21 protein-coding genes are annotated in these 25072 nt (G+C 73.8%); 9 read left to right on the top strand and 12 right to left on the bottom strand.

Translation table 11 applies throughout. From position 1 onward, the window contains the following. Nucleotides 1-11 precede the first annotated feature (11 nt). The gene (dxs, locus tag ACMATS_RS09955) at nt 12-1943 is read left to right on the top strand and encodes a 1-deoxy-D-xylulose-5-phosphate synthase (RefSeq protein WP_390778280.1); all 1932 of its coding nucleotides are present in this window, start codon (nt 12-14) and stop codon (nt 1941-1943) included. Nucleotides 1944-2091: 148 nt separating this feature from the next. Then, nucleotides 2092-3573 (top strand): amino acid permease, encoded by a 1482-nt coding sequence (locus ACMATS_RS09950; RefSeq protein ID WP_390778279.1) that lies wholly within the window; start codon nt 2092-2094, stop codon nt 3571-3573. A 7-nt stretch (nt 3574-3580) separates the two neighbouring features. Here ACMATS_RS09950 and ACMATS_RS09945 read toward each other — a convergent pair whose 3' ends face one another. Then, nucleotides 3581-3967 carry an NTP pyrophosphohydrolase gene (locus ACMATS_RS09945; RefSeq protein WP_414167713.1) on the bottom strand — a complete coding sequence of 129 codons (387 nt, stop codon included), beginning with the start codon at nt 3965-3967 and terminating at the stop codon, nt 3581-3583. A 105-nt stretch (nt 3968-4072) separates the two neighbouring features. Between ACMATS_RS09945 and ACMATS_RS09940 the strand changes: the two genes are divergently transcribed. Then, complete coding sequence (locus tag ACMATS_RS09940; RefSeq protein WP_414167712.1) at nt 4073-5140, top strand: hypothetical protein; 1068 nt, start codon at nt 4073-4075, stop codon at nt 5138-5140. Between the two features lie 124 nt (nt 5141-5264). Here the strand turns inward: ACMATS_RS09940 and ACMATS_RS09935 are convergent, their stop codons facing one another. From ACMATS_RS09935 to ACMATS_RS09915, 5 genes are all read right to left on the bottom strand, one after another. Then, on the bottom strand, nt 5265-7394 hold the full coding sequence (locus tag ACMATS_RS09935; protein WP_414167711.1) for a 3-hydroxyacyl-CoA dehydrogenase NAD-binding domain-containing protein: 2130 nt from the start codon (nt 7392-7394) through the stop codon (nt 5265-5267). Further along, complete coding sequence (locus ACMATS_RS09930; RefSeq protein WP_390778275.1) at nt 7391-8611, bottom strand: thiolase family protein; 1221 nt, start codon at nt 8609-8611, stop codon at nt 7391-7393. The genes ACMATS_RS09935 and ACMATS_RS09930 overlap by 4 nt, the downstream gene beginning before the upstream one ends. A gap of 226 nt (nt 8612-8837) precedes the next feature. Then, complete coding sequence (locus ACMATS_RS09925; RefSeq protein WP_390778274.1) at nt 8838-10115, bottom strand: HRDC domain-containing protein; 1278 nt, start codon at nt 10113-10115, stop codon at nt 8838-8840. Nucleotides 10116-10192: 77 nt separating this feature from the next. After that, nucleotides 10193-10852 (bottom strand): response regulator transcription factor, encoded by a 660-nt coding sequence (locus tag ACMATS_RS09920; protein WP_086571339.1) that lies wholly within the window; start codon nt 10850-10852, stop codon nt 10193-10195. A 294-nt stretch (nt 10853-11146) separates the two neighbouring features. Continuing rightward, nucleotides 11147-11809: a DUF3000 domain-containing protein gene (locus ACMATS_RS09915; protein WP_390778273.1), complete on the bottom strand. Its 663-nt coding sequence runs from the start codon at nt 11807-11809 to the stop codon at nt 11147-11149. Between the two features lie 91 nt (nt 11810-11900). Here ACMATS_RS09915 and hemE point away from each other — a divergent pair, with 91 nt between their 5' ends. After that, the gene (gene hemE / locus ACMATS_RS09910) at nt 11901-12965 is read left to right on the top strand and encodes a uroporphyrinogen decarboxylase (protein ID WP_414167710.1); all 1065 of its coding nucleotides are present in this window, start codon (nt 11901-11903) and stop codon (nt 12963-12965) included. 3 nt (nt 12966-12968) lie between these two features. Here hemE and pcaG read toward each other — a convergent pair whose 3' ends face one another. Genes pcaG through ACMATS_RS09895 form a run of 3 tightly spaced genes read right to left on the bottom strand, consistent with a single transcriptional unit; the run spans nt 12969 to nt 15479 of the window. Then, nucleotides 12969-13535 (bottom strand): protocatechuate 3,4-dioxygenase subunit alpha, encoded by a 567-nt coding sequence (pcaG, locus tag ACMATS_RS09905; RefSeq protein ID WP_414167709.1) that lies wholly within the window; start codon nt 13533-13535, stop codon nt 12969-12971. Next, nucleotides 13535-14227 carry a protocatechuate 3,4-dioxygenase subunit beta gene (gene pcaH / locus ACMATS_RS09900; RefSeq protein WP_414167708.1) on the bottom strand — a complete coding sequence of 231 codons (693 nt, stop codon included), beginning with the start codon at nt 14225-14227 and terminating at the stop codon, nt 13535-13537. The genes pcaG and pcaH overlap by 1 nt, the downstream gene beginning before the upstream one ends. Before the next feature lie 58 nt (nt 14228-14285). Further along, nucleotides 14286-15479, bottom strand: a complete 1194-nt coding sequence (locus ACMATS_RS09895) for a thiolase family protein (RefSeq protein WP_414167707.1) — start codon at nt 15477-15479, stop codon at nt 14286-14288. 111 nt (nt 15480-15590) lie between these two features. Here ACMATS_RS09895 and hemG point away from each other — a divergent pair, with 111 nt between their 5' ends. Continuing rightward, entirely contained in the window at nt 15591-17015 is a 1425-nt protein-coding gene (hemG, locus tag ACMATS_RS09890) for a protoporphyrinogen oxidase (protein WP_414167706.1), read from the top strand. Between the two features lie 10 nt (nt 17016-17025). Beyond that, nucleotides 17026-17742 (top strand): hydrogen peroxide-dependent heme synthase, encoded by a 717-nt coding sequence (gene hemQ / locus ACMATS_RS09885; RefSeq protein WP_336416791.1) that lies wholly within the window; start codon nt 17026-17028, stop codon nt 17740-17742. 69 nt (nt 17743-17811) lie between these two features. Here the strand turns inward: hemQ and ACMATS_RS09880 are convergent, their stop codons facing one another. From ACMATS_RS09880 to ACMATS_RS09870, 3 genes are all read right to left on the bottom strand, one after another. Next, nucleotides 17812-19383 carry an alpha/beta hydrolase gene (locus tag ACMATS_RS09880; protein WP_414167705.1) on the bottom strand — a complete coding sequence of 524 codons (1572 nt, stop codon included), beginning with the start codon at nt 19381-19383 and terminating at the stop codon, nt 17812-17814. 120 nt (nt 19384-19503) lie between these two features. Beyond that, nucleotides 19504-20529, bottom strand: a complete 1026-nt coding sequence (locus tag ACMATS_RS09875) for a DUF1996 domain-containing protein (protein WP_414167704.1) — start codon at nt 20527-20529, stop codon at nt 19504-19506. Between the two features lie 4 nt (nt 20530-20533). Beyond that, nucleotides 20534-21199: a DUF4142 domain-containing protein gene (locus tag ACMATS_RS09870; RefSeq protein WP_414167703.1), complete on the bottom strand. Its 666-nt coding sequence runs from the start codon at nt 21197-21199 to the stop codon at nt 20534-20536. A gap of 367 nt (nt 21200-21566) precedes the next feature. On the opposite strand from ACMATS_RS09870, the gene ACMATS_RS09865 reads away from it, so the two are divergent. From ACMATS_RS09865 to ACMATS_RS09855, 3 genes are all read left to right on the top strand, one after another. Beyond that, nucleotides 21567-22244 carry a nuclease-related domain-containing protein gene (locus tag ACMATS_RS09865; RefSeq protein WP_414167702.1) on the top strand — a complete coding sequence of 226 codons (678 nt, stop codon included), beginning with the start codon at nt 21567-21569 and terminating at the stop codon, nt 22242-22244. A gap of 145 nt (nt 22245-22389) precedes the next feature. After that, a complete protein-coding gene (locus tag ACMATS_RS09860; protein ID WP_414167701.1) occupies nt 22390-23607 on the top strand; it encodes an imelysin family protein in 1218 nt (405 codons plus the stop codon). After that, the gene (locus ACMATS_RS09855; protein WP_414167700.1) at nt 23604-25067 is read left to right on the top strand and encodes a Dyp-type peroxidase; all 1464 of its coding nucleotides are present in this window, start codon (nt 23604-23606) and stop codon (nt 25065-25067) included. The genes ACMATS_RS09860 and ACMATS_RS09855 overlap by 4 nt, the downstream gene beginning before the upstream one ends. Nucleotides 25068-25072: the final 5 nt, after the last annotated feature.

Here is a 25072-nt window from a genome sequence, read left to right as displayed (position 1 = left end):
AGGAGGCACGGGTGGCCCTGCTGACCCGCATCGGGGGACCGCGCGACCTGGACCGGCTCGGCCCGGAGCAGCTCGGCCGGCTGGCCGCGGAGATCCGGTCCTTCCTCGTCGACGCGGTCGCGAAGACCGGCGGCCACCTGGGACCCAACCTCGGCGTGGTGGAGCTCACCATCGCCCTGCACCGGGTGTTCGACTCCCCGAAGGACAAGATCCTCTTCGACACCGGCCACCAGGCCTACGTCCACAAGCTGCTCACCGGCCGCCAGGACTTCTCCCGGCTGCGTGCCAAGGACGGCCTGTCCGGCTACCCCTCCCGCGCCGAGTCCGAGCACGACGTCATCGAGAACAGCCATGCCTCGACCGTCCTGGGCTGGGCCGACGGCCTCGCCAAGGCCAACGAGGTGCGGGGCCGCAAGGACCACGTCGTCGCCGTCATCGGTGACGGCGCGCTGACCGGCGGCATGGCCTGGGAGGCGCTGAACAACATCGCCGCCGCCAAGGACCGCCCGCTCGTCATCGTCGTCAACGACAACGAGCGCTCCTACGCGCCCACCATCGGCGGCCTGGCCAACCACCTCGCCACCCTGCGCACCACCGACGGCTACGAGCGCTTCCTGGCCCGCGGCAAGGACCTGCTGGAGCGCACCCCCGTCCTCGGCAAGCCCCTCTACGAGACGCTGCACGGCGCCAAGAAGGGCCTCAAGGACTTCATCGCCCCGCAGGGCATGTTCGAGGACCTCGGCCTGAAGTACGTCGGCCCCATCGACGGCCACGACATGGAGGCCCTGGAGTCCGCCCTGCAGCGCGCCAAGCGCTTCAACGGACCCGTCCTCGTCCACTGCCTCACCGAGAAGGGCCGCGGCTACAAGCCCGCCGAGCAGCACGAGGGCGACCGCTTCCACGGCATCGGCGTCATCCACCCCGACACCGGCCTCCCCGTCTCCTCCGGCGGCACCAGCTGGACCTCGGTCTTCGGCGAGGAGATGGTCAAGCTCGGCCGCGAGCGCGACGACATCGTGGCGATCACCGCCGCCATGATGCAGCCCGTCGGCCTGCAGCCCTTCGCCAAGGCCTTCCCCGACCGCGTCTACGACGTGGGCATCGCCGAGCAGCACGCGGCCGTCTCCGCCGCGGGCCTGGCCACGGGCGGCCTGCACCCGGTCTTCGCGGTCTACGCGACCTTCCTCAACCGTGCCTTCGACCAGGTCCTGATGGACGTCGCCCTGCACAAGTGCGGAGTGACGTTCGTCCTGGACCGGGCCGGCGTCACCGGTGACGACGGCGCCTCCCACAACGGCATGTGGGACATGTCGATCCTCCAGGTCGTCCCCGGCCTGCGGATCGCGGCCCCGCGCGACGCCGACCAGGTGCGCGCCCAGCTGCGCGAGGCCGTCGAGGTCAAGGACGCCCCCACCGTCGTGCGCTACTCCAAGGGCACCGTCGGCCCGGCCGTCGAGGCCGTCGGCCGCATCGGCGGCATGGACGTGCTCCGCCGCCCCGCCGAGGACGCCGCCCGGCCGGACGTGCTCCTCGTCTCCGTCGGCGCGCTCGCCCCGATGTGCCTGGAGATCGCCGACCTGCTCGACAAGCAGGGCATCTCCTCGACCGTCGTCGACCCCCGCTGGGTCAAGCCGGTCGACGAGGCCCTGCCCGGGCTCGCCGCGGAGCACCGCGTCGTCGTCACCGTCGAGGACAACGGCCGTGTCGGCGGCGTCGGTTCGGCGATCGCCCAGGCCCTGCGCGACGCGGGCGTCGACCTCCCGCTGCGCGACTTCGGCATCCCCGCCCGCTTCCTCGACCACGCCTCCCGCAAGGAGATCATGGCCGAGATCGGCCTCACGGCGCCGGACATCGCCCGGCAGGTGACGGGCCTGGTGGCCAAGCTGGACGGACGTCTGGACGAGGCCACGGCCTCCGACGCGGCGGAGCCGGCCCGGGACTGAGGGTCGTCCTCGAACGCCGGACGGGCCGGCATCAGCCCGTCCGGCGTTTCTCATACCCCTCCATCGGGTGAAACCCGCGCGGGGGTGGCTGTGGTCACCCCCGAACGGGTCGCATCATCGCGGAGACTCGCGCGGTGGAGGTGAGGGCATGGCCCGTGGTACGAGCAGCATGTTCCGGACCAAGACGGTCGAGCAGTCCATTCAGGACACCGAGGAACCGGAGCACGCACTCAAGAAGTCCCTCTCCGCCCTGGACCTCACGGTGTTCGGCGTCGGTGTTGTCATCGGCACCGGCATCTTCGTGCTCACCGGCAAGGTCGCCAAGCAGAACGCCGGGCCCGCCGTGGCCCTGGCGTTCGTGCTCGCCGGCATCGTGTGCGGGCTCGCGGCCCTGTGCTACGCCGAGTTCGCCTCCACCGTCCCGGTCGCCGGGTCCGCGTACACCTTCTCGTACGCCACCCTCGGCGAACTGCCCGCCTGGATCATCGGCTGGGACCTGATCCTGGAGCTGGCGCTGGGCTGCGCCGTGGTCGCCGTCGGCTGGTCCGGCTACGTCCGCTCGCTGCTGGACAACGCCGGCTGGCACCTGCCCGCCGAGCTCAGCGGCCCGCACGGCGGCACGTTCGGCTTCGACATCCTCGCCTGCGCCCTGGTGCTGCTGCTGACGGTCATCCTGGTCGCCGGGATGAAGCTCTCCTCGCGGGTGACCGCAGTGGTCGTCGCGGTGAAGGTCACCGTCGTCCTCATCGTCATCGTCGTGGGCGCCTTCCTGATCAACGGCGACAACTACAGCCCGTTCATCCCGCCCGCCGAGAGCACCTCCGGCGGCAGCGGCCTCGCCGCACCGCTCTCGCAGCTGATGTTCGGCTTCACCCCCTCGAACTTCGGCGTCATGGGCATCTTCTCGGCCGCCGCCGTCGTCTTCTTCGCCTTCATCGGCTTCGACATCGTCGCCACCGCCGCCGAGGAGACCCGCAACCCCCAGCACGACGTCCCCCGCGGCATCCTCGGCTCGCTCGCCATCTGCACCGCGCTCTACGTGGGCGTCTCCGTCGTCGTCACCGGCATGGAGAAGTACAGCCGGCTCTCCACGGAGGCGCCGCTCGCCGACGCGTTCAAGAGCCAGGGGCACCCCTTCTGGGCCGGGCTGATCAGCTTCGGCGCCGCGGTCGGCCTGACCACCGTCTGCATGATCCTGCTGCTCGGCCAGAGCCGGGTGTTCTTCGCCATGAGCCGCGACGGGCTGCTGCCGCGGTTCTTCTCGACCGTCCACCCCCGCTTCGGCACCCCCTACCGCTCGACGGTCCTGCTGGGCGTGGTGGTCGCGGTGGTGGCGGGCTTCACCTCGATCGACGTCCTGGCCGAACTGGTCAACATCGGCACGCTGTTCGCCTTCGTCGTCGTCGCGCTCGGCGTGATCATCCTGCGCCGTACGCGGCCCGACCTGCCGCGCGCCTTCCGCACCCCGTTCGTCCCGGCCGTGCCGGTGCTGTCGGTGACGGCGTCGGTGTGGCTGATGCTCAACCTGCCCGCGGAGACGTGGCTGCGGTTCGCGGCGTGGATGGTGCTGGGCGTGGCGGTGTACTTCGCGTACGGGCGCCGGCACAGCCGGGTGGGCGGAGCCCGGTAGGGGCCCCTCAGCCCCGTACCGTGCGCGGCCCCACGACCTCTGCACCCAGTGCCCGCACCCGGTCACGCAGCTCCCGGTCGGCGGTGACCACGATGCACCGCCGGCCGGGGGCGCGGCCGCCGACCAGCTCCACGATGCGGTCGTCGCCGCTGCCGGTGGCCGCCTCGACCACGACCCCCGGCACCGGGACGACCCCCCGGGCCGCCCCCTCCACGACGAGCACGATCTCCAGCGCCCCGGTCGGCGGCTGCACGGCCCCGGCCGGCAGCCCGTCCGCCGCGAGGCGGTCGCGCAATCGTTCGGCCGCACCGGCGCGGTCGCGCCACCAGCCGTCGGGCACGGACCCGACGACGTTCGCCGCATCCACGACAAGAAGTGCTGCGTGATCGTTCACGCCGGACAGCGTCGCACGCCCGACGGCCCGTCGGGCATGCAATGTTAGGGTCGGGCCGTCGGCAGAGCCGGCGAACTTCCCCACGAGAGAGGCTGGCAGCGAGTCATGGCAGTGCGGACGGCCGCCCCCACCACCGGCTGGTTGCTGCGGGGCAAGGACGGCCGGCTGACGGCCTACGCCCCGGCCCAGGACGGCCTCACGCGCTGGACCGAGACCCGCCCCGGCGGCCCCGGCTGGACCGGCCCCCAGCACCTGGCGATGCCCGGCCTGGAGCCGTACCTGTCCATAGCGCAGAGCCCCGAGGGGTACGTGTACCTGACCGGTCTGCGCCGCCGGGAGCACGAGGACGGCCGGGCCGAGACGGACGTCGTCTACGCCACCCAGTTCCAGACGGGCCGCGCCGTCACCAACTGGCGCACGATCGGCACCCCCTACGGCCGTGACTGGGAGCGCGCCGACCGGCTCGGCGCCCCGACCGCGTTCGTCGACAGCGAGGGCCTCTTCATCGCCCTGCGCAACGCGGGCAACGGGCTCAGCGCGCGCAAGCAGAACGCCAAGGGCATCTGGGGCCCGTGGCTGGACCTGGAGGGCAACCGGCTGCTCGACGCGGTGTCCGCCGCGGTGACCGCCGACGGCCGGGCGGAACTGCTCGCCTCCGCGAGCGAGGTCGTCCTGCGCTGGCGCCAGGAGGAGCCCGGCGGCGAGTTCGTCCGGACCCGCACCCCCGCCAAGCCGGTGCCCGGCTCGGAGGCGTCCGTGTCCCTCGGCGACGACCGCATCGCGCACTTCTGGCGGGATGCGACGGACTCCGTCCTGTTCGCCCAGTATCCCGAGGCCCCCGCCCCGGCCCCCCTCGCCTCTCCGGACCCGGGCGGCTCGGGCCCGGTCGCCGCGCTGCGTGCGACGGTCGACGGGCGGTCCTGCACGGTTCTCGCTCAGCGTGGTGCTTCGGGGCGGGCGGCCGTGGCCGTGGTGCCGGACGACCAGGGCGACCCGGCCCTGGTCTCGTGGGTGGAGGCGGGCACCGAGCCGTGTGCCGGTGCGCCGGCGCTTGCGCTCGACGGGGACGACCGTGTCGTGCTCGCCTTTGTCGCGGAGGACGGCGGGCTGCGGGTTGCCCGCCAGCGGGCCGTTGGCGCGGAGCTCGAGTTCGGGGAGTGGGAGCGGGCCTAGCGGTCCGTTGTCGTTCGGCTGCGGGTCGGTTGTGGCTGGTCGCGCAGTTCCCCGCGCCCCTTCGGGGCGCTTCCAACGCCAAAGGGCCGCGCAGTCGCGCGGCCCTTTGTGTGTGTGTTGCTTGTTACGCCGGCACGCTCGCCACGCCCTGCGTCAGGAAGCGCTTGCCGTTCACCCGCTCCGAGACGCCCTCGCGGTCCAGGTACGGCGTGATGCCGCCCAGGTGGAAGGGCCAGCCGGCACCGGTGATCAGGCACAGGTCGATGTCCTGGGCCTCGGCGACGACGCCCTCGTCCAGCATCAGGCCGATCTCCTGCGCGACCGCGTCGAGGACGCGGTCGCGGACCTGCTCCTCCGTCAGGGCCGTGTCGCCCTGCACCAGGAGGGCCTCGACCTCAGGGTCAAGCTCCGGCTTACCGGAGTCGTAGACGTAGAAGCCGCGCTTGCCGGCCTTGACGACCGCCGCCAGGTTCGGGGAGACCTTGAAGCGGTCGGGGAAGGCGGCGGCCAGCGTCTCGGAGACGTGCAGGCCGATCGCCGGGCCGACCAGCTCCAGCAGGACCAGCGGGGACATCGGGAGGCCGAGCGGCTCGACGGCCTTCTCGGCCGTCGCGACCGGGGTGCCCTCGTCGATGACGTTCTGGATCTCGCCCATGAAGCGGGTCAGGATGCGGTTGACGACGAACGCGGGAGCGTCCTTCACCAGCACGGCCGTCTTCTTCAGGGACTTGGCGACCGCGAAGGCGGTGGCCAGCGCCGCGTCGTCGGTCTGCTCGCCGCGCACGATCTCCAGCAGCGGCAGGATCGCGACCGGGTTGAAGAAGTGGAAGCCGACGACCCGCTCGGGGTGCTCGAGCTTCGACGCCATCTCGGACACCGACAGCGAGGAGGTGTTGGTGGCGAGGATGGCGTGCGCCGGCACGACCGCCTCGACCTCGGCGAACACCTGCTGCTTGACGCCCATCTCCTCGAAGACGGCCTCGATGACGAAGTCCGCGTCGCCGAAGGCGGCGGCCTTGTCGAGGGAGCCGGACACCAGGCCCTTGAGGCGGTTGGCCTTGTCCTGGTTGATGCGGCCCTTGCCGAGCAGCTTGTCGATCTCGCCGTGGACGTAGCCCACGCCCTTGTCGACGCGCGCCTGGTCGATGTCGGTCAGTACGACCGGCACCTCGAGGCGGCGGGCGAAGAGCAGCGCCAGCTGCGAGGCCATCAGGCCGGCGCCGACGACGCCCACCTTGGTGACCGGGCGGGCCAGCGACTTGTCCGGGGCGCCGGCGGGGCGCTTGCCGCGCTTCTGCACCAGGTTGAACGCGTAGATGCCGCTGCGCAGTTCGCCGCCCATGATCAGGTCGGCGAGGGCCTGGTCCTCGGCGTCGAAGCCCTGGCGCAGGTCGCCGTTCTTGGCCTGGGCGATGATGTCCAGCGCGCGGTACGCGGCCGGAGCGGCACCGTGCACCTTGCCGTCGGCGATGAAGCGGCCGCGCTCGACGGCCCGGTCCCAGGCCTCGCCGCGGTCGACCTCGGGACGGGAGACCTCGGTCTCGCCCTTCAGGACGGAGGCGGTCCAGATCAGCGACTGCTCCAGGAAGTCCGCACCGTCGAAGATCGCGTCGGCGATCCCGAGGTCGAAGACCTGCTTGCCCTTGAGCTGCTTGTTCTGGTTGAGCGAGTTCTCGATGATCACCGAGACCGCGCGGTCCGCGCCGATGATGTTCGGCAGCAGGGTGCAGCCGCCCCAGCCCGGGACGAGGCCGAGGAAGACCTCGGGCAGCGAGAAGGCCGGGATCGCCCGGGACACCGTGCGGTAGCTGCAGTGCAGGCCGACCTCGACGCCGCCACCCATGGCCGCGCCGTTGTAGTACGCGAAGGTCGGGACCGCGAGGGCCGCCAGGCGCTTGAAGACGTCGTGGCCGCCCTTGCCGATGGCCAGCGCGTCCTCGTGGCGCTTGAGCAGCTCCACGCCCTTGAGGTCGGCGCCGACGGCGAAGATGAACGGCTTGCCGGTGACACCGACGCCGACGATGCCGCCCTCGGCGGCCTCCTTCTCGACCTGGTCGATCGCCGTGTTGAGGTTGGCGAGCGACTGCGGGCCGAAGGTGGTCGGCTTGGTGTGGTCCAGACCGTTGTCCAGCGTGATCAGGGCGAACTTCCCTGCGCCCTGCGGGAGGTCGAGGTGGCGCACGTGCGCCTGCGTGACGACCTCGTCGGGGAAGAGCTCGGCCGCGCCCTTCAACAGTTCGGCGGTGGTGCTCACTTGTTGCCTCCGTCGAAGTGGGGGTTCTCCCAGATGACCGTGCCGCCCATGCCGAAGCCGACGCACATGGTGGTGATGCCGTACCGGACGTGCGGCTGCTCCTCGAACTGCCGGGCCAGCTGCGTCATCAGACGGACACCGGAGGAGGCCAGCGGGTGGCCGAACGCGATGGCGCCGCCGTACTGGTTGACGCGCGGGTCGTCGTCGGCGATGCCGTAGTGGTCCAGGAGCGAGAGCACCTGCACCGCGAAGGCCTCGTTGATCTCGAACAGGCCGATGTCGTCGATCGACAGGCCCGCCTTGGCGAGTGCCTTCTCGGTCGCGGGGACCGGGCCGATGCCCATGACCTCCGGCTCGACGCCGGCGAACGCGTAGGAGACCAGGCGCATCTTGACCGGCAGGCCCAGCTCGCGCGCCACGTCCTCGGAGGCGATCAGCGAGGCGGTGGCACCGTCGTTGAGACCGGCCGCGTTGCCCGCGGTGACCCGGCCGTGCGGACGGAACGGGGTCTTCAGCGTGGCCAGACCGTCCAGCGTGGTGCCCGGGCGCATCGGCTCGTCGGCGGTGGCCAGGCCCCAGCCGGTCTCGCCGCCGTCGGGGCTGGTGCGGCGCACGGAGATCGGCACCAGGTCGGCCTGGATCTTGCCGTCGGCGTAGGCCTTGGCAGCCTTCTCCTGGCTGCGGACCGCGTACTCGTCGGTGCGCTGCTTGGTGATGTGCGGCAGGCGGTCGTGCAGGTTCTCCGCCGTCATGCCCATGAACAGGGCGGACTGGTCGACCAGCTTCTCGGAGACGAAGCGCGGGTTGGGGTCCACGCCCTCGCCCATCGGGTGGCGGCCCATGTGCTCGACGCCGCCCGCGACGGCGAGGTCGTAGGCACCGAAGGCGATGCCGCCGGCGACGCTGGTGACGGCCGTCATCGCACCGGCACACATGCGGTCGATGGAGAAGCCGGGCACCGACTGCGGGAGGCCCGCGAGGATGCCGGCGGTGCGGCCCAGGGTCAGGCCCTGGTCGCCGATCTGGGTCGTGGCGGCCAGGGCCACCTCGTCGATCCGGGCCGGGTCCAGGTCCGGGTTGCGGCGCAGCAGCTCCCGGATGCACTTGACGACCAGGTCGTCGGCGCGGGTCTCGTGGTAGATGCCCTTCGGGCCCGCCTTGCCGAACGGGGTGCGGACGCCGTCGACGAAGACGACGTCCCTAGCGGTACGAGGCACGTTGGCTCTCCTCCAGATGCGGGGTCGCTGCGCTCGGGCATGCCGGAACGGGGGTACGCCACAGCGCGGAAGCTCACCGTCATGCTACTTGCGGGTAACCATGCTGCCCAGCCCTCTGGCGGGGAGCGTCACAGATCACACGCGGGGCGCGGTTCCCGCTGGTCCGGGTACGCCGACGGGCCCGGTCCGCCGCCTGGGGCGGGGCCGGGCCCGTCGGGAAGGGGGATCAGGCCGTGGGCGTGCGGAGCGCCGTGACCAGTACCGGAGTCACCTGCTCCACCTGCCAGGGGCGGGCGCCGTGGGCCGCGAGGACCTCGGCGACCGCCTCCGGGGTGGGGTCCCTGGGCGGCTCCCAGCACAGCCGGCGCACGGTGTCCGGCGTGATCAGGTTCTCCTGCGGCATCGTGAGCCGCTCGGCCAGCCCGGAGACCGCGGACCGCGCCGCCGCCAGCCGGGCAGCGGCGACCGGGTCCTTGTCCGCCCAGGCGCGCGGCGGGGGCGGGCCCGTGAGCGGCTGGCCGGGCTGCGGGAGCTCCGCCTCCGGGATGGCCCGGGCCCGGTCGACGGCCGACTGCCACTGCTCCAGCTGCTTGCGGCTCATCCGGTGCCCGAAGCCGGGCAGGGCGGCCAGGGCGTGGGCGTTCGGCGGCATGTTCAGGGCGGCCTCGACGATCGCGCCGTCGCCGAGCACCTTGCCCGGCGAGACGTCGCGCCGCTGTGCCACGTGGTCGCGCACGTTCCACAGCTCGCGCACCACGGCCATCTGGCGGCGCCGGCGCACCTTGTGCATGCCGGAGGTGCGGCGCCAGGGGTCCTTGCGGGGCGGGGGCGGCGGGGCGGCGGCGATGGCGGCGAACTCCTGCCGGGCCCACTCCAGCTTGCCCTGCCGGTCCAGCTCGGTCTCCAGGGCGTCGCGCAGGTCGACGAGGAGCTCCACGTCCAGCGCGGCGTAGCGCAGCCAGGGCTCGGGCAGCGGGCGGGTGGACCAGTCGACGGCGGAGTGGCCCTTCTCCAGGGCGTATCCCAGGACGTTCTCGACCATGGCGCCGAGTCCCACCCGTGCGAAGCCCGCGAGCCGGCCCGCGAGCTCGGTGTCGAAGAGCCGCGTGGGCACCATCCCTATCTCGCGCAGGCAGGGCAGGTCCTGGGTGGCGGCGTGCAGCACCCACTCGGCGTCCGCGACCGCTTCGCCCAGGGCGGACAGGTCGGGGCAGCCGACCGGGTCGATCAGCGCCGAGCCGGCGCCCTCGCGGCGCAGCTGGACGAGGTAGGCGCGCTGGCCGTAGCGGTAGCCGGAGGCCCGCTCGGCGTCGACGGCGACGGGGCCGGTGCCCGCGGCGAAGGCGGCGACGACATCGGCCAGGGCGTCGGGGTCGGCGACGACCGGGGGGATGCCCTCGCGCGGCTCCAGCAGGGGGATCGGCGCCGGTTCGACGTCGTCCGGGGGGCCGCCCCCGGGGGTTCGCAGTGTCGCTTCTGCTGCGGTGTCTTGGGCGTCGGTCACCGGTCAAGGGTATCCGTGGATGGCAAGCGCCCGTCGCCGGAACGTTCCGGCGACGGGCGCGATGCGGTCGGGAGGGGTCAGTGGATGATGCCGGTGCGCAGTGCCACGGCGACCATTCCGGCCCGGTCCCCGGTGCCCAGTTTGCGGGCGATCCGGGCCAGGTGGCTCTTCACGGTGAGTGCGGACAGCCCCATCGAGACGCCGATGGCCTTGTTCGACTGGCCCTCCGCCACCAGCCGCAGGACCTCGACCTCGCGGCCGGACAGTTCGCGGTAGCCGCCCGGGTGCCCGGGGGCCCCGGGCGGGCGGCGTTGCATCCGGGCCGCGGCGGAGCCGATGGGGGCGGCTCCGGGGCGGCCGGGGACGCCGAGGTTGGTACGGGTTCCGGTGACGACGTAGCCCTTGACGCCGCCCGCGAGGGCGTTGCGGACGGCACCGATGTCGTCGGCGGCGGACAGGGCCAGGCCGTTGGGCCAGCCGGCGGCGCGGGTTTCGGAGAGGAGAGTCAGCCCGGAACCGTCCGGGAGGTGCACGTCGGCGACGCAGATGTCGCGCGGGTTGCCGATGCGCGGGCGGGCCTCCGCGATGGACGAGGCCTCGATCACGTCGCGCACTCCCAGGGCCCACAGATGGCGGGTGACCGTGGAGCGGACCCGGGGGTCGGCGACGACGACCATGGCCGTCGGTTTGTTCGGGCGGTAGGCGAGGCTCGCGGGTTGCTCGAGGAGAACGGACACCAGGCCTCCAAAAGGGAGTGGCGGGGACGGGTGCCGACTTCGGGGGATAAGCCGGGCGATCCGTGCAGGAAGGGTCACAAGGTCCTTCGGCACTCAAACGGCCCGGCTTTAGGGAATGATCACGAATTGGTGAGTAACAATTCGGGCAATTGGGATGATTGCCCTATCAGGGGTGCCCGATCAGCGGTACCGGAACACGATTCCTTGACGAACGTGAGCAACGCGAGGGAACACCGGGCGGCCCGACGCCCCCTCAGACGACTCGGCGGACCGGTGACTCCGTGACTCCGTGGCTCAGCGGCTGTTCGGGCCCCGGCGCTGAGGCAGCGTCACCACACCCGCCTCCGGGGCGCCGCCCGGCGGCAGCCCCGCGATCTGGCAGAGCAGGTCGCACCACGCCGACAGGTGCGCCGCCGTGTCCGGCACGCCCTGCCCCGACGCCGGTGCGGCCGGGCCCGGCCGCACCGGCGACCACGACGCCCGGATCTCGATCCGCGTCGACGGCTCGCGCGCCTGCAGCCCCCCGAAGTAGTGCGAGCTCGCCCGCGTCACCGTCCCGCTGATCGCCGCGTACGGCACCCGGCGCGCCTCCAGCGCGCCCGTCAGCCAGGACCAGCACACCTCGGGCAGCAGCGGGTCCTCCGCCATCTCCTCCTCGAGGTCGGCGTGGATCAGCGTCACCAGGCGGAACGTCCCGCCCCACGCCTCGTGGCCCGCCGGGTCGTGCAGCAGGATCAGCCGGCCGTCCGCCAGCTCCTCGTCGTCCACGACGACCGCCGCCTCCAGCGCGTACGAGAAGGGGGCGAGCCGCTGCGGGGGCGGAGTGGCGTCCAGTTCGATCTCCGGCCGCAGCCGGACCCCTTGGAGCCCCGCGACCGCCTGCCGGAAGACGGACGGGATGCCCTCCCCATCCGCGTCGTCCGGACCGTCCGAGAGGTGTCCCTGCGCCGCAGCCATGCCCGGAAGACTAGGCGGAAGGACGCGCGGTTCCGCGTAGGGACACCCACATGGGCGGGTCACTCGTTCGGCCCGTGCGAAGATTTGGGACATGAGTGAGCGCAGCCAGCAGCAGACGGGCCGCACCGCGGCACACGATTCGGCCTTCCTGAAGGCGTGCCGGCGCGGACCCGTCCCGCACACGCCGGTCTGGTTCATGCGGCAGGCGGGGCGTTCACTGCCCGAGTACCGCAAGGTCCGCGAGGGCGTCCCGATGCTCGAGTCCTGCATGCGGCCCGAGCTCGTCACCGAGATCACCCTGCAGCCCGTCCGCCGCCACGGCGTGGACGCCGCCATCTTCTTCAGCGACATCGTCGTGCCGCTCAAGGCCGTCGGCGTCGACCTCGACATCAAGCCGGGCGTCGGCCCGGTCGTCGCCGAGCCGGTGCGCACCCGCGCCGACCTCGACCGGCTGCGCGTGCTCGACCCGTCGGACGTCCCGTACGTGACCGAGGCCATCGGCATGCTCACCGCCGAGCTGGGCAGCACCCCGCTGATCGGCTTCGCCGGCGCCCCCTTCACGCTCGCCAGCTACCTCATCGAGGGCGGGCCCTCGCGCAGCTACGAGCGCACCAAGGCCATGATCTACGGCGACCCGGAGCTGTGGCGCGACCTGGTGGACCGGCTCGCGGACATCACCGCCGCGTTCCTGCGCGTCCAGATCGAGGCGGGCGTGAGCGCCGTCCAGCTCTTCGACTCCTGGGCCGGCGCCCTCGCCCCCGCCGACTACCGCCGGTACGTGATGCCCGCCTCCGCCAAGGTCTTCGACGCCGTCGCCGGTTACGACGTTCCGCGCATCCACTTCGGCGTCGGCACCGGCGAGCTGCTCGGCCTCATGGGCGAGGCCGGCGCGGACGTCGTCGGCGTCGACTGGCGCGTTCCGATGGACGAGGCCGCCCGCCGCGTCGGCCCGGGCAAGGCGCTGCAGGGCAACCTCGACCCGGCCGTCCTCTTCGCCCCGACCGAGGCGGTCGAGGCGAAGACCCGCGAGGTCCTCGACGCGGCGCGTGGCCTGGAGGGCCACATCTTCAACCTCGGGCACGGCGTGATGCCGAACACCGACCCCGATGCGCTGACCCGGCTGGTGGCTTACGTGCACGAGCAGACCTCGCGCTGATCTTCAGCTGCGGGCCGTGTGTGGCTGGTCGCGCAGTTCCCCGCGCCCCTGCGGGGCACGGGGTTCCAGGAACACCGTCTCCGCCTCGCCCCGCAGACGTACGTCGAAGCGGTACCCCGCCGGATCCGGCTTCGCCAGCAGTGTGGTGCGTCGCTCCGGTGGGACGGTCCGCAGCAGCGGGTCGTCCTCCGGCAGCGTGAAGTAGACGCGCGTGAACAGGTGATGGGTCAGGCCCCGGGCGAAGACGCACACCGCCAGGCAGGGCGCCCCGCCCGGCGGCAGCGTCCGCAGGGCGTAGTGGCCGTCGCCGCCGGTGGGCACGCGGGCGAAGCCGGTGAACCGGGCGCCGTCGCGGCGCAGGCTGCCGGGGGCGCCCGTGCGCGAACCGTCCGGGGCGGCCTGCCAGAACTCCAGCAGGGCGTCCGGCACGGCCTCCCCCGCGCCGTCCAGCACGTACCCGTGCACGGTGACGGCCTCCGGGTGCCCGGCGGGCGCCAGGTCGCCGCCGCCGGGGAACGGCAGGCCGATGTGGAAGTACGGGCCGATCGTCTGCGAGGGCGTCGCGGGCATCAGCGGCTCCCCTCGGCCCAGGTGGTGTGCGCTCCGTCCAGCACGACGTCCCAGCGGTAACCGAGCGCGTGCATCGGCTCGTCGAGCGCCGGGTCGTGCGCGGCGACCAGGGACCGGCGGGCGGCCGGGTCGGCGACCGCGTGCAGCACCGGGTCGTACGCCAGCAGCGGATCGCCCGGGAAGTACATCTGGGTCACCAGGCGCTCGGTGAACGCCGTGCCGAAAATCGAGAAGTGCAGGTGCGCCGGGCGCCAGGTGTTCGCGCAATCCTCCAGGGGATAGGCCCCGGGGCGGATCGTGGTGAAGCGGTACCGGCCGTCGTCGTCGGTCAGACAGCGGCCCGTACCGGTGAAGTTGGGGTCGAGGGGCGCCGCGTGCCGGTCGCCCTGATGGACGTAGCGGCCCGCGGCGTTGGCCTGCCACAGCTCCAGCAGCTGGCCGCGGACCGGGCGGCCCCGGCCGTCCAGGACCCGCCCGGTGACGACGATGCGCTCGCCGATCGGCTCGCCCGGGTGCTGCCGGGTCAGATCGGCGTCGAACGGGCCCACGTCGGCCGTGCCGAAGACCGGCCCGGCCGCCTCGACGGCGTCCGGGTCCGGGACGAACGGTATCGGCGGCCGCTGCGGGCGGCGGCTCTCCAGCCCGCTGTAGCGCGGGGATGTCTGCCCCGTCAGAGGTTGAGGTGCTGTCATGACTGTGCCCTACCCCGGCCGGACCGGTCATCCGCCGCCGGTTTCCGGTCAGTTCGGGTCAGCGTTCGAGGACCAGGGCCTGGCCCTGCCCCACCCCGATGCACAGCGCCGCCAGGCCCGTGCCCGAGCCCGCGGCCGCCAGCTGGTGGGCGACGGCACCGGTCAGCCGGGCGCCGGAGCAGCCCAGCGGGTGGCCGACGGCGATGGCGCCGCCGCGCGGGTTGACGATGCCCGGGTCGAGGTCGGGCCACTCGGCGAAGCAGCCCAGCGCCTGGGCGGCGAAGGCCTCGTTGAGCTCGAAGTGGGTCACCTCCGCGAAGCACCGGCGCGCCTTGGCGAGCGCCCGCCGCACCGCGTCCACCGGCCCGAGCCCGTACAGGTCCGGCTCGATGCCGGTGACCGCCGTGGACCGCACCCGGGCGAGCGGCTCGCGGCCCGTCTCGCGCAGCCCGTCCTCGTCGCACAGCAGCAGCGCCGCCGCACCGTCGCTCAGCGGCGAGGAGTTGCCCGCCGTGACCGTGCCGCCGTCCTTGCGGAACGCGGGCTTGAGCGCGGCGAGGGCCTCCGGCGAGGTGGCGTCGCGGATGGACTCGTCCCGCGCGAACGACACCCCCGGCACGGGCACCACCTCGGCCGCGTACGCGCCCTCCCGCCACGCCCGCGCGGCCTTCTCGTGGCTGGCCAGCGCGAACGCGTCCTGTTCGGCCCGGCCGATGCCGTGCTTCTCGGCGATCAGCTCGGCGCCCTCGCCCAGCGAGACCGTCCACCGCGGCGGCATGGCGGGATTGGTCATCCGCCAGCCGAGCGTGGTCGAGTACATCTCCTGGTGCCCCGCCGGGAAGGCCCGTTCGGGCTTGGGCAGCACCCAGGGGGCGCGGCTCATCGACTCCACGCCGCCCGCGATCACCACCGACGCGTCGCCGAGCGCGATCGCGCGGTACGCCTGCACGACCGCCTCCATCCCGGACGCGCACAGCCGGTTGACGGTCGCGCCGGGCACCGAGACGGGCAGCCCGGCGAGCAGCACGGCCATGCGGGCCACGTTCCGGTTCTCCTCGCCCGCGCCGTTGGCGTTGCCCAGGACGACGTCGTCGATGCGCCCCGGGTCCAGTGCCGGCGACCGGCCGACCAGGGAGCGGACGACGTGCGCGGCGAGGTCGTCGGGGCGGACGCCCGCGAGCGCGCCGCCGTACTTGCCGACGGGCGTGCGGACGGCGTCGACGATGTACACATCCCGGATGCGGTCGGTCATGGGGTCTCCGTAAACCATCGGTGATCGCTGCGCGCGAGTCTCGGCGGGGCGCCGGTACCTGTCAATGGGGTTGCCGACTGCGGCCGTACGGCGGTTTGAGACAGTGGACCCATGAGCGCAGCGCACACCTCCTCGCGGCATGTGGTCGTCGTCGGCGGCGGAATCTCGGGGCTGGCAGCGGCCCTCCGGCTGCTGGAGGGCGGGGCGCGGGTGACGCTCCTGGAGGCCTCGGACCGGGTCGGCGGCAAGCTGCACGCGGGCGAGATCGCGGGCATGCCCGTCGACCTGGGCGCCGAGTCGGTGCTGGCGCGGCGGCCGGAGGCCGTCGGGCTGGCCCGCGCCGTCGGCCTCGCCGACCGGCTGCAGCCGCCCGCCGCCACCGCCATGCTGTGGACCCGCGGCGGACTGCGGCCGCTGCCCCAGGGCCATGTGATGGGCGTTCCCGGGGACCCGGCCGCGCTCGCCGCCTCCGGAGTCTTCTCCGCGGAGGGCCTCGCCAGGATCGCCCGGGACGCGGAACTGCCGCCCTCCGAGGTCGGCGAGGACGTCGCCATCGGCACCCACGTCGCCGAGCGCATGGGCCGCGAGGTCGTGGACCGGCTCGTCGAGCCCCTGCTGGGCGGTGTCTACGCCGGCGACGCCTACCGGATCTCGATGCGCGCCGCCGTGCCCCAGCTCTTCGAGGCCGTCCGCACGCACCGCACGCTGACCGAGGCCGTACAGGCCCTGCAGGCGCGCGCCGCGAGCGCACCGCAGCAGGCCGGGCCGGTCTTCCAGGGCATCGAGGGCGGCATCGGGCAACTGCCGCTCGCCGCCGCCGACGCCGTGCGCGCCGCCGGAGGCGAGATCCGCACCGGCACGCCCGTCCGCTCGCTCGCCCGCGGCGCGGACGGCTGGAGCGTGACGACCGACGCGGGCGTGCTCGCCGCCGACGCCGTGGTGCTCGCCGCGCCCGCGCCCGCCGCGGCGGCCCTGCTGGCGGACGCGTCCCCCGCGGCCGCCGCCGAGCTCGCCGCCGTCGAGTACGCCTCCATGGCGCTGGTCACCATGGCCTTCCGCCGCTCCGACGTCGAGGGGCTGCTGCAGGGCAGCGGCTTCCTCGTCCCGCCCGTCGACGGACGGACGATCAAGGCGTCCACCTTCTCCAGCAACAAGTGGCGCTGGAACGCCGAGGCCGCCCCGGACCTCTTCGTGCTGCGTACCTCGATCGGGCGGTTTGGCGACGAGGACGACCTGAGGCGCGAGGACGCCGATCTGGTATCGCTGTCGCTCAAGGACCTCGGTGAGGCCGTGGGCCTCGCGGCGGCACCGGTCGACAGCCGGGTCACCCGCTGGGACCGCGGACTGCCGCAGTACCCCGTCGGCCACCTCGGCCGCGTCGCCCGCATCCGCGACCACGTCTCCCGGCTGACCGGCCTGCAGGTGTGCGGCGCGGCCTACGACGGAGTGGGCATCCCGGCCTGCATTTCCAGCGGACAGCGGGCCGCCGGCGAGGTACTCGCCACCCTGGCGGCACGCGCCGACAGCGGCGAGTGAGAATAGGGACATGACTGACGCCCCTGTGAAGACCCCGAACGCCGGCAAGAAGGCCAAGGACCTCAACGAGGTCATCCGCTACACCCTGTGGTCGGTGTTCAAGCTGCGCGACGTACTCCCGCAGGACCGGGCCGGCTGGGCCGACGAGGTCGAGGAGCTCTTCGCCCAGCTCGCCGAGAAGGACGTCACGGTGCGCGGCACCTACGACCTCTCCGGGCTGCGGGCCGACGCCGACGTCATGATCTGGTGGCACTCCGAGACCTCGGACGCCCTCCAGGACGCGTACAACCTCTTCCGCCGGACGAACCTGGGCCGCGCCCTGGAGCCGGTCTGGTCGAACATGGCCCTGCACCGCCCCGCCGAGTTCAACAAGTCGCACATCCCGGCGTTCCTCGCCGACGAGACCCCGCGCGACTACGTCAGCGTCTACCCCTTCGTCCGCTCCTACGACTGGTACCTGCTGCCCGACGAGGACCGCCGCCGCATGCTCGCCGACCACGGCAAGATGGCCCGCGGCTACCCGGACGTGCGGGCCAACACGGTCGCGTCCTTCTCGCTGGGCGACTACGAGTGGATCCTGGCCTTCGAGGCGAACGACCTGTACCGGATCGTCGACCTGATGCGTCACCTGCGCGCGTCCGAGGCGCGCATGCACGTGCGCGAGGAGGTCCCGTTCTACACGGGCCGCCGCAAGGCCGTCGCGGACCTGATCGCAGGCCTGGCGTAAGGCCGTCGGCACCACGCGGAGGGGCCCGGGAGCGCACTGCTCCCGGGCCCCTCCGCCGTCCGGCCCCGCTCAGGTCGCGCGGGGCTCCGCGCGCGGAGCGCAGTACGTGCGGCGGGCGGGGAGGCGTCCCGTCAGCAGGTACGTGTCCAGGTACCGGTTGACGCACGCGTTGGGGCCGCCGCCGATGCCGTGCGTGCCCGCACCGCGCTCGGTGACCAGGGCCGACCCCGGCAGCTTCTTCTGGAGCTCCAGCGCTCCCCGGTACGGCGTGGCCGCGTCCCGTTCGGCGGCCAGCAGCAGGGTGGGCGGCAGGGCCGAGCGGCGCCCGACGCCGACATCGAGGACTCTCTGCCGGGGGCCCTGCCAGAAGGCGCACGGCAGGTTCATCCAGGCGTTGCTCCACGTCTCGAACGGTGCGTGCTTGGCGAGCCGGGTGTTGTCCTTGTCCCACACCTCCCACGACTTGGGCCAGGGCGAGTCGTTGCACTCGACGGCCGTGTAGACCGCGTTCTCGTTCTCCGAGCTCGCCGCGGTGTTCGCGTCGGGCGGCGAGGCGATGGCCAGCAGCGGCCCCTCGTCACCGTGCACGTACGCGGAGAGCGCCTGCGCGTCGCGCGCCCAATGGCTGTCGCTGTAGCCGGACTTGAGGAGCGCGCCCTGCAGCTGGCCGGGGCCGACCACGCCGCCGGCCGGGTGGTGCTCCAGCTGCCTGCTCGCCTTCTCGTACGCGGCCAGCACCTGCTCCGGGCGGCGGCCCAGGTGATAGACGGCGTCGTGCTTGGCCACCCAGCGGCGCCAGTCGCCGAAGCGCCGGTCGAAGGCGGCGGACTGGTCGAGGTTGTTGCCGTACCAGATCTTGCCCGGCTCGGGGTTGACCACGCTGTCGAAGACCATGCGGCGCACGTGCCCGGGGAAGAGCGTGGCGTACAGGGCGCCGAAGTAGGTGCCGTAGGAGGCGCCCACGTAGTTGAGCTTCTTCTCGCCGAGTGCGGCCCGCAGGACGTCGAGGTCGCGGGCGTTGTTGATGCTGGTGAAGTACCGCAGGGACGCCCCGTTGCGGCGTGCGCAGCCCGCCGCGTAGGAGCGGGCCTGGGCGATCTGCTTCTTCTTGAACGCGGCCGAGGGGTGCTCCGGGGCGGCGCTGGGGCCGCCGTCGAAGCCCGCCGCGTCGACGCAGGAGATGGGGGCGGAGCGGCCGACGCCGCGCGGCGCGTAGCCGACGATGTCGTAGGCCTCGGCGACGTTCCGCCAGGCGGGGAGGCCGGCGATGAGCGGGTAGAACATGCCGTTCCCGCCGGGCCCGCCCGGGTTGAAGACCAAGGCCCCCTGCCGCTCGTCGCCCGTGGCGCGGTGGCGGCTGACGGTGAGTCTGATCTGCCGGCCGTCGGGGCGGGCGTAGTCCAGGGGCACCAGGACGGTGCCGCACTCGACGCTGGCGGGCAGTCCTTCGACCGCCGCGCAGCTGTCGAAGTCGATGCCCCGGTCCGCTGCGCGCCGGGCCGCGAGGGTCTCGCCGCGGGCCTCGGCGGCGCTGCTGCCCGGGGGCGCGGTGCCGGTCGCGCCGGCCGGGGCGACCGGCAGGCCGGTGAACCCCGTGAGGATCAGTGAGCCGATCGTGCCGTACAGGGCTGCTGCTTTCACGGGGCCATCCCTCCGATGATTGTGCGATAAAGGGGATAATTGGGATGGCGGTTGACGAAGTAAAGCACCGTCCTGCGATGTCGGGCCAATGCGCCCGAAGGGACCTGATGGGGCCTCCTGTCAGCCGCAGCGGCGGCCCTCGTCGATGCAGTGCACGACCGTCGTCATCAGTGCCCGCGGCATGACGTCGGCGAAGTCCGCATGGTCGGTGACGGGTTTGCGCAGCTGCTCGGGGAAGCTGTCGACGGCGAAGGCCGGGCCGCGTGGCACGGTGTAGGTGAGCTCCATCCGCAGCTGCGGCACGGCAACGGTGCGCGCTGTGCAGCGTCCTGACGCGGCGTCGGGGAAGCGGAGATGGGAGCGGTGGTCCGTGCTGTCCCGGTGCCGCCCGTCCCAGCAGCTGGGGAAGTCCAGCAGCCGGACGACGCGGCTGCCGCGCGGGCACAGCGGGTACCGGTCGGTGAAGTGCCGTCCGGCGACGCCGGTGCAGCCCCAGCGGGCCCGGGCGTTGGCGGTCCCGGCGGTGAACGCCTTGGCGTCGCCGGTGATCGCGCGGAGTCCTTCGGGCATGGCGGTGACCGGGGCGGCGGGGTTGCCGCGGAAGGTCAGGGCGACGCTGTCGGGGGTGAGGATGCGCCCGGAGTTCCGTACGTCGCGGAGCACGGGCCAGAAGTACGCGGACTTGTCGCCCCGGGCGCAGGTGGTGCCCGCGGCCTGCAGGGAGGCGTCCGTCGAGAAGGCGTCGGTGGAGAGGTTGCCGACGTAGTCGTGGACGTGGTGGGCGCCGTTGGCGACGCCGGGCGTGACGATGAAGTTGTCGGGGTTGCGGTGGCCGTTCCCGTTGCGGCCGCAGCGGGCGGTGAAGGTGCCGGTGGACGCCCCGGGGCCGGGGTCCGGGTCGGGCGCGTCGCGGGGGGCCCGGCGGATGTCGGCGAAGTCGGCGGGGGAGGGGCCCGCGTGGGCGTGGCCGGGTGAGCCGGGTTCGCTGGGGGCGCTGTCAGTGCCGGACGGCACACTGGACGGTGCCTGGTGGGCGGAGGCGTTGCCGGTGACGGCGGCGAAGGTGGCGGCCGAGCCGAGCAGGGCCAGTAAGGCGATCAGGATCAGGTGCGTGCCGCCGAGGCGGCGGCGGTGGCGGGTCGGCATGGGCTCATTTCTCCGAGGGGGAGTCCGAAAGGGAGGGGGAATCCGGTGCAGGAGCCGGTGGCCGGGGCAGCTGGGAGGCGAGGGCGTCGAAGTCGACGAGGCCCGTGTCCTCCAGCACTTTCATGTGGTCGAGGACTGTCGCGTTGGCGTCGTCGGCCAGCTCGCGCACGGCCGAGTTGCGGGTGGCCGCCCGCACCTGCCCGACGAGGGCGAAGACCCTGCCGTGGGCGAGCCGCAGGATGTTGGCGAACTCCCGGTCGTACGCGTCGCCCTGCGCGGCGTCGAGCCGGGTGAGCCAGCCGCGCTGCTCGGCGGTCGGCTGGCTGGGCAGCGGAAGCCCCAGTCGGCCGGCCACGTCGCGCACGTGCTTGTCGAGCGCGGTGTGGCCCTCCACCAGGTGCTCGCCCGCGCGCCGCACGGCCTCCGTCGTGCCGCGCGCCACGGCCTGCTGCCCGGCCGGCATCTCCCACAGGCCGGCCTGCCGGACCCGGGTGACGAAGTCGCGGTCCGCGGCGGACAGCGGCCCGTAGCGGGTGGGGACGGAGCCCGACGCGAGATCGACGGTGACCGTCCCGGTGCGGGGGTGGTAGGTCCAGAGGGGGAAGAGCAGCGCGGCCAGGGTCGCCGCCAGCGCGGCGACGAGCAGGCCGGTGCCGGTGCGGGATCGCATGGCGCCTCCTGGGGGCACCCCCAGCGGTAGCCGGGGGAGCGGCGGCACCGCACGGTAGACGTCCGGAGGTGATCCCCGAGGAGGTTCGCCGGGTGCGGGCGGCCGGGCGGGGCCGGCAATGCGGCGCTGAGCTGGGATGCGACCGGTTGCAGATGTTCGACGCACGGATGTGTGCTGCGTCACTGCGCGGGCAAGGCCGCCCGCGCGGGGAAGGGCCGTTGGTACGGTGCTCGGTTCGCCGCACCGGCCGGGCACTGGTGAGGCCCCGCGAACGGGGGGAGTCGCGGGGCCTCACCCTGTCCAACGGGCGGCCGATTGGGTTGGTTCCCGCGCTTCTGCGGCAATATGGCGGATGGGGGTGATGGGCGTGCACGAGCCGAAGAGCAGCGCGAACGGAAGGCGCTACGACCCCGAGAGGCTCTTCCTGCCACCCGACGACGACCTCGCCCCCAACCGCCCGGGCGAGACGCTGCGCGCACGCCTCGACGGCTCCCGCACCGGGCGCGCCGGGCTGCTGCTCGCCCGGCTCCTCGGCCGCCGTCCCGTCGAGGACGCCTGGCGCCGCTCGCTCGCGGCCGAACAACTCGTCGGGGCCCGGCTGGACGGGCTGACCGCGGGCGGCTGGGAGGTGGTGCACTCCATCGCCCTGCCGGGCGACGCGGTCATATCCCACCTGCTCATCGGCCCCGGCGGCGTCTTCTGCATCACCGCCGAGCAGACCCGCAGGGCCCGGGCCCTGGTGGACGACACCATGGTCCGGGTCCCCCGGGAGCGCCCGCGGCCCTGCGTCCGCCGGGCCCGGCAGTGCGCCGCGCGGTCCGCGTACGTGCTCTCGTACGGCTGCCGCTTCACGGTGCGGGTGGAGCCGGTCCTGGCCCTGGCCGGGGCAACGGGCGTGGACGGGGCGGACGCGGTGGAGGACGTCCGGGTGCTGCGGGAGCCTGAGGTCGCGGGGCTCGGTGCGCTGGGCGGCGTACTGCACCCGGAGCAGGTCGACCGGATCCACACGGTGGCCCGCGACCGCCGTGTCTGGACGGCCGCCTGATGTGACGTCGGACGGGTGAAGTCCGGGGGGTGTTCCCGACCGGCACGGCGCAGGCAGGCACGGTGCCGGAGATCGCCGTGCCTAGCATGAGCCGCCGTCAGCCTGTTGTTGACGTCTGCCGCAGACCGTGTGGGGAGACCCCGGAATGCCAGCTGCCCCTCCCGCCGTGCCGCGGCCGCGCTCCCTGGTGCCTGCCGTGTGCGGAGGGCTGCTGGGCGCGGGCGCACTGGCCGTTGTCGCCGCCTGGGTGCCGGGCGCGGCCGGGAAGGCGCCCGCCCGGCCGGGCGGCGGGCCGGACCGCACCGCCGTCGAGGTCTCGCCGGGCGGCTGCGGAACGGGCTGGTCCCGCCCGCACGCCGGGATGCAGGACTTCGCCCTGCGCAACACCTCCGCCACGGCGGCCGACGTGCGGCTGCAGGACGCCCGCACCGGAGCGGTGTTCGGCGAGGCGGAGGGGCTCGGGCCGGGCACGGTCCGGGAGCTGCGGGCCCGGCTGGGCCCCGGCGCGTACACGTTCGTCTGCCTGCACGAGGACGCGGACGCCGTCACCGGCCCCACCGTGCGGATCGGCGGCGCCGCCGCGGCCGGTGGCCCCGCCGCCGTGCCCGTCACGCGGCACGACCTGATCCCGCCCGCCCTGGACTACCAGCGATGGGTGGCCCGGCGTCTGGACGGCCTGGTGGCGCGGACCGACGCCCTGAGCGCGGCCGTCGCCGCCGGGGACCGGGACGCCGCCCGCGCGGCCTGGCTCTCCGCCCACCTCGGCTACGCGCGGCTGGGCGCCGCCTACGGCGCGTTCGGCGCCGCGGGCGAGGCCGTCGACCGGACGACGGCCGGCCTGCCCGGCGGCGTGCACGACCGGCGCTTCACCGGCTTCCACCGCGTCGAGTACGGGCTGTGGCACGGCGAGAGCGGCCCCGGCCTGCGCCGGGCCGCGCAGCGGCTGGCCGCGGACGTCCGCACCCTGCGCGCGCAGGGGGACCGGGCCCGCATGGATCCGGCGGACCTGCCGCGCCGCGCGCACGAGATCCTGGAGGACGCCTTCCGGCAGGAGCTCACCGGCCGCGCCGACTACGGCAGCGGCACCGGCCTCGCCACCGTCCGAGCCGGTGTGGACGGCACCCGCGCCGTACTCGCCCGGCTGCGGCCGCTGTTGAGCAGCCGGTACGCGGACCTGCCGCTGCTGGACCGGCGGCTCGACGGTTTCGGGCGCACGCTGGAGGCTCACCGCCGGGGCGGCACCTGGACACCGCCCCGGCGGCTCGCGCGCGCCGACCGCGAGCGCATCGACGCCGGACTCGGCGACCTGCTGGAGCACTTGGCGGACGTGGCGGCGCTGTGCGAGCCGCGGAGGACTGCATGAGCGGCGAGCCGACCGCAGCAACTCGCCCGGTGCGTCGGCGTGGCGTGCTGCGCGGGGCCATGGCAGGCTTCGGCGGCGTGCTGGCGGGCAGCCCGGCCCTCGCGGACGTCGGCGGGCCGGACGCCGCTAACAGGCCTGTGGCCGGGGCCGGTTCCGGCAAGAACGGGTGTGCAGTCGGCGCCGAGGCCCCCGGCGCGAGCGGGCCTGTGCCCGGTGTCGTCCGCAGCAGTGACGGGCTCGCGGAGGGCGCCCACGGCGCCGAGACCTGTGCCGACCTCGCCGGGGGGCGGCCCGCAGACGGCACCGGGCCCCGTACCGGCGCCGCCCCCCGCAGGGGAACCCCCTTCCACGCCCCGCGCCAGCAGACCCTGCTCACCCCGCCCGCCCGGGCCACCGCCTTCACCGCCTTCGACGTCACCGCCCCCGACCGGGCCGGGCTCGTCGAGCTGTTGCGCACCCTCACCGCCCGGGCCCGCCTCCTCACCCGCGGCGGCGCCCCGCCCCCGGCCGGCATCACCGCGCCGCCCACCGACTCCGGGGTGCTCGGCCCGCGCATCCCCGCCGACGGCGCCGTGCGGATCACGCTCGGGGTCGGGGCCTCGCTCTTCGACGGGCGGTACGGGCTCGCGGACCGGGCGCCCCGGAGGCTCAGGGCCATGCCGGTCTTCCCGGACGACGACCCCGACCCGGCCTGGTGCCACGGGGACGTGAGCCTCCAGCTGTGCGCCGACAGCCCGGACACCGTCCTGCACGCACTGCGGGACATCACCCGCCACACGCGCGGCGGCCTGCAGATCCGCTGGCGGCTGGACGGCTTCACCGCCCCGCCCCGGCCCTCGGGCGCCCCGCGCAACCTCTTCGGCTTCAAGGACGGCACCGCCAACCCCGACGTCCGCGACGCCCGCCTCATGGACCGGCTCGTGTGGGTGCCGCCCGGCCGCGGCGAACCCGCGTGGACGGCCGGCGGAAGCTATCAAGTGGTGCGGCTGATCCGGATGTTCACCGAGTTCTGGGACCGCGTCACCCTCCGCGAACAGGAGCGGATGCTCGGCCGCAGCCGGGACACCGGCGCACCGCTGGACGGCGACCGGGAGACCGACGCCCCGGACTACGACCGCGACCCCACGGGCGAGGTGATCCCCCTGGACAGCCACATCCGGCTGGCCGGCCCGCGCACCCCGGAGGCCGACGGGCAGCGCCTGTTGCGCCGCTCCTACAGCTACGACCGGGGCGTGGACGCGGGCGGCAGCCTCGACATGGGGCTGCTCTTCTGCTGCTACCAGCAGGACCCCGTACGGCAGTTCACGGCCGTACAGCAACGGCTGGCGGGCGAACCGCTGACCGACTACGTGAAGCCCTTCGGCGGCGGCTGGTTCTTCGTGCTCCCCGGTGTACGGGACGGTGCGGACTGGTACGGGCGCGCGCTGCTGGACGCGAGCGGAGAGCGAGGCGGAAAGTGAGACGG

This window comes from Streptoverticillium reticulum (assembly GCF_047456005.1).
Classification (GTDB): Bacteria; Actinomycetota; Actinomycetes; order Streptomycetales; family Streptomycetaceae; genus Streptomyces; species Streptomyces reticulum.
Note: the sequence above shows the minus strand (reverse complement) of the source record. Positions and strands in the feature narration are given on the sequence as shown.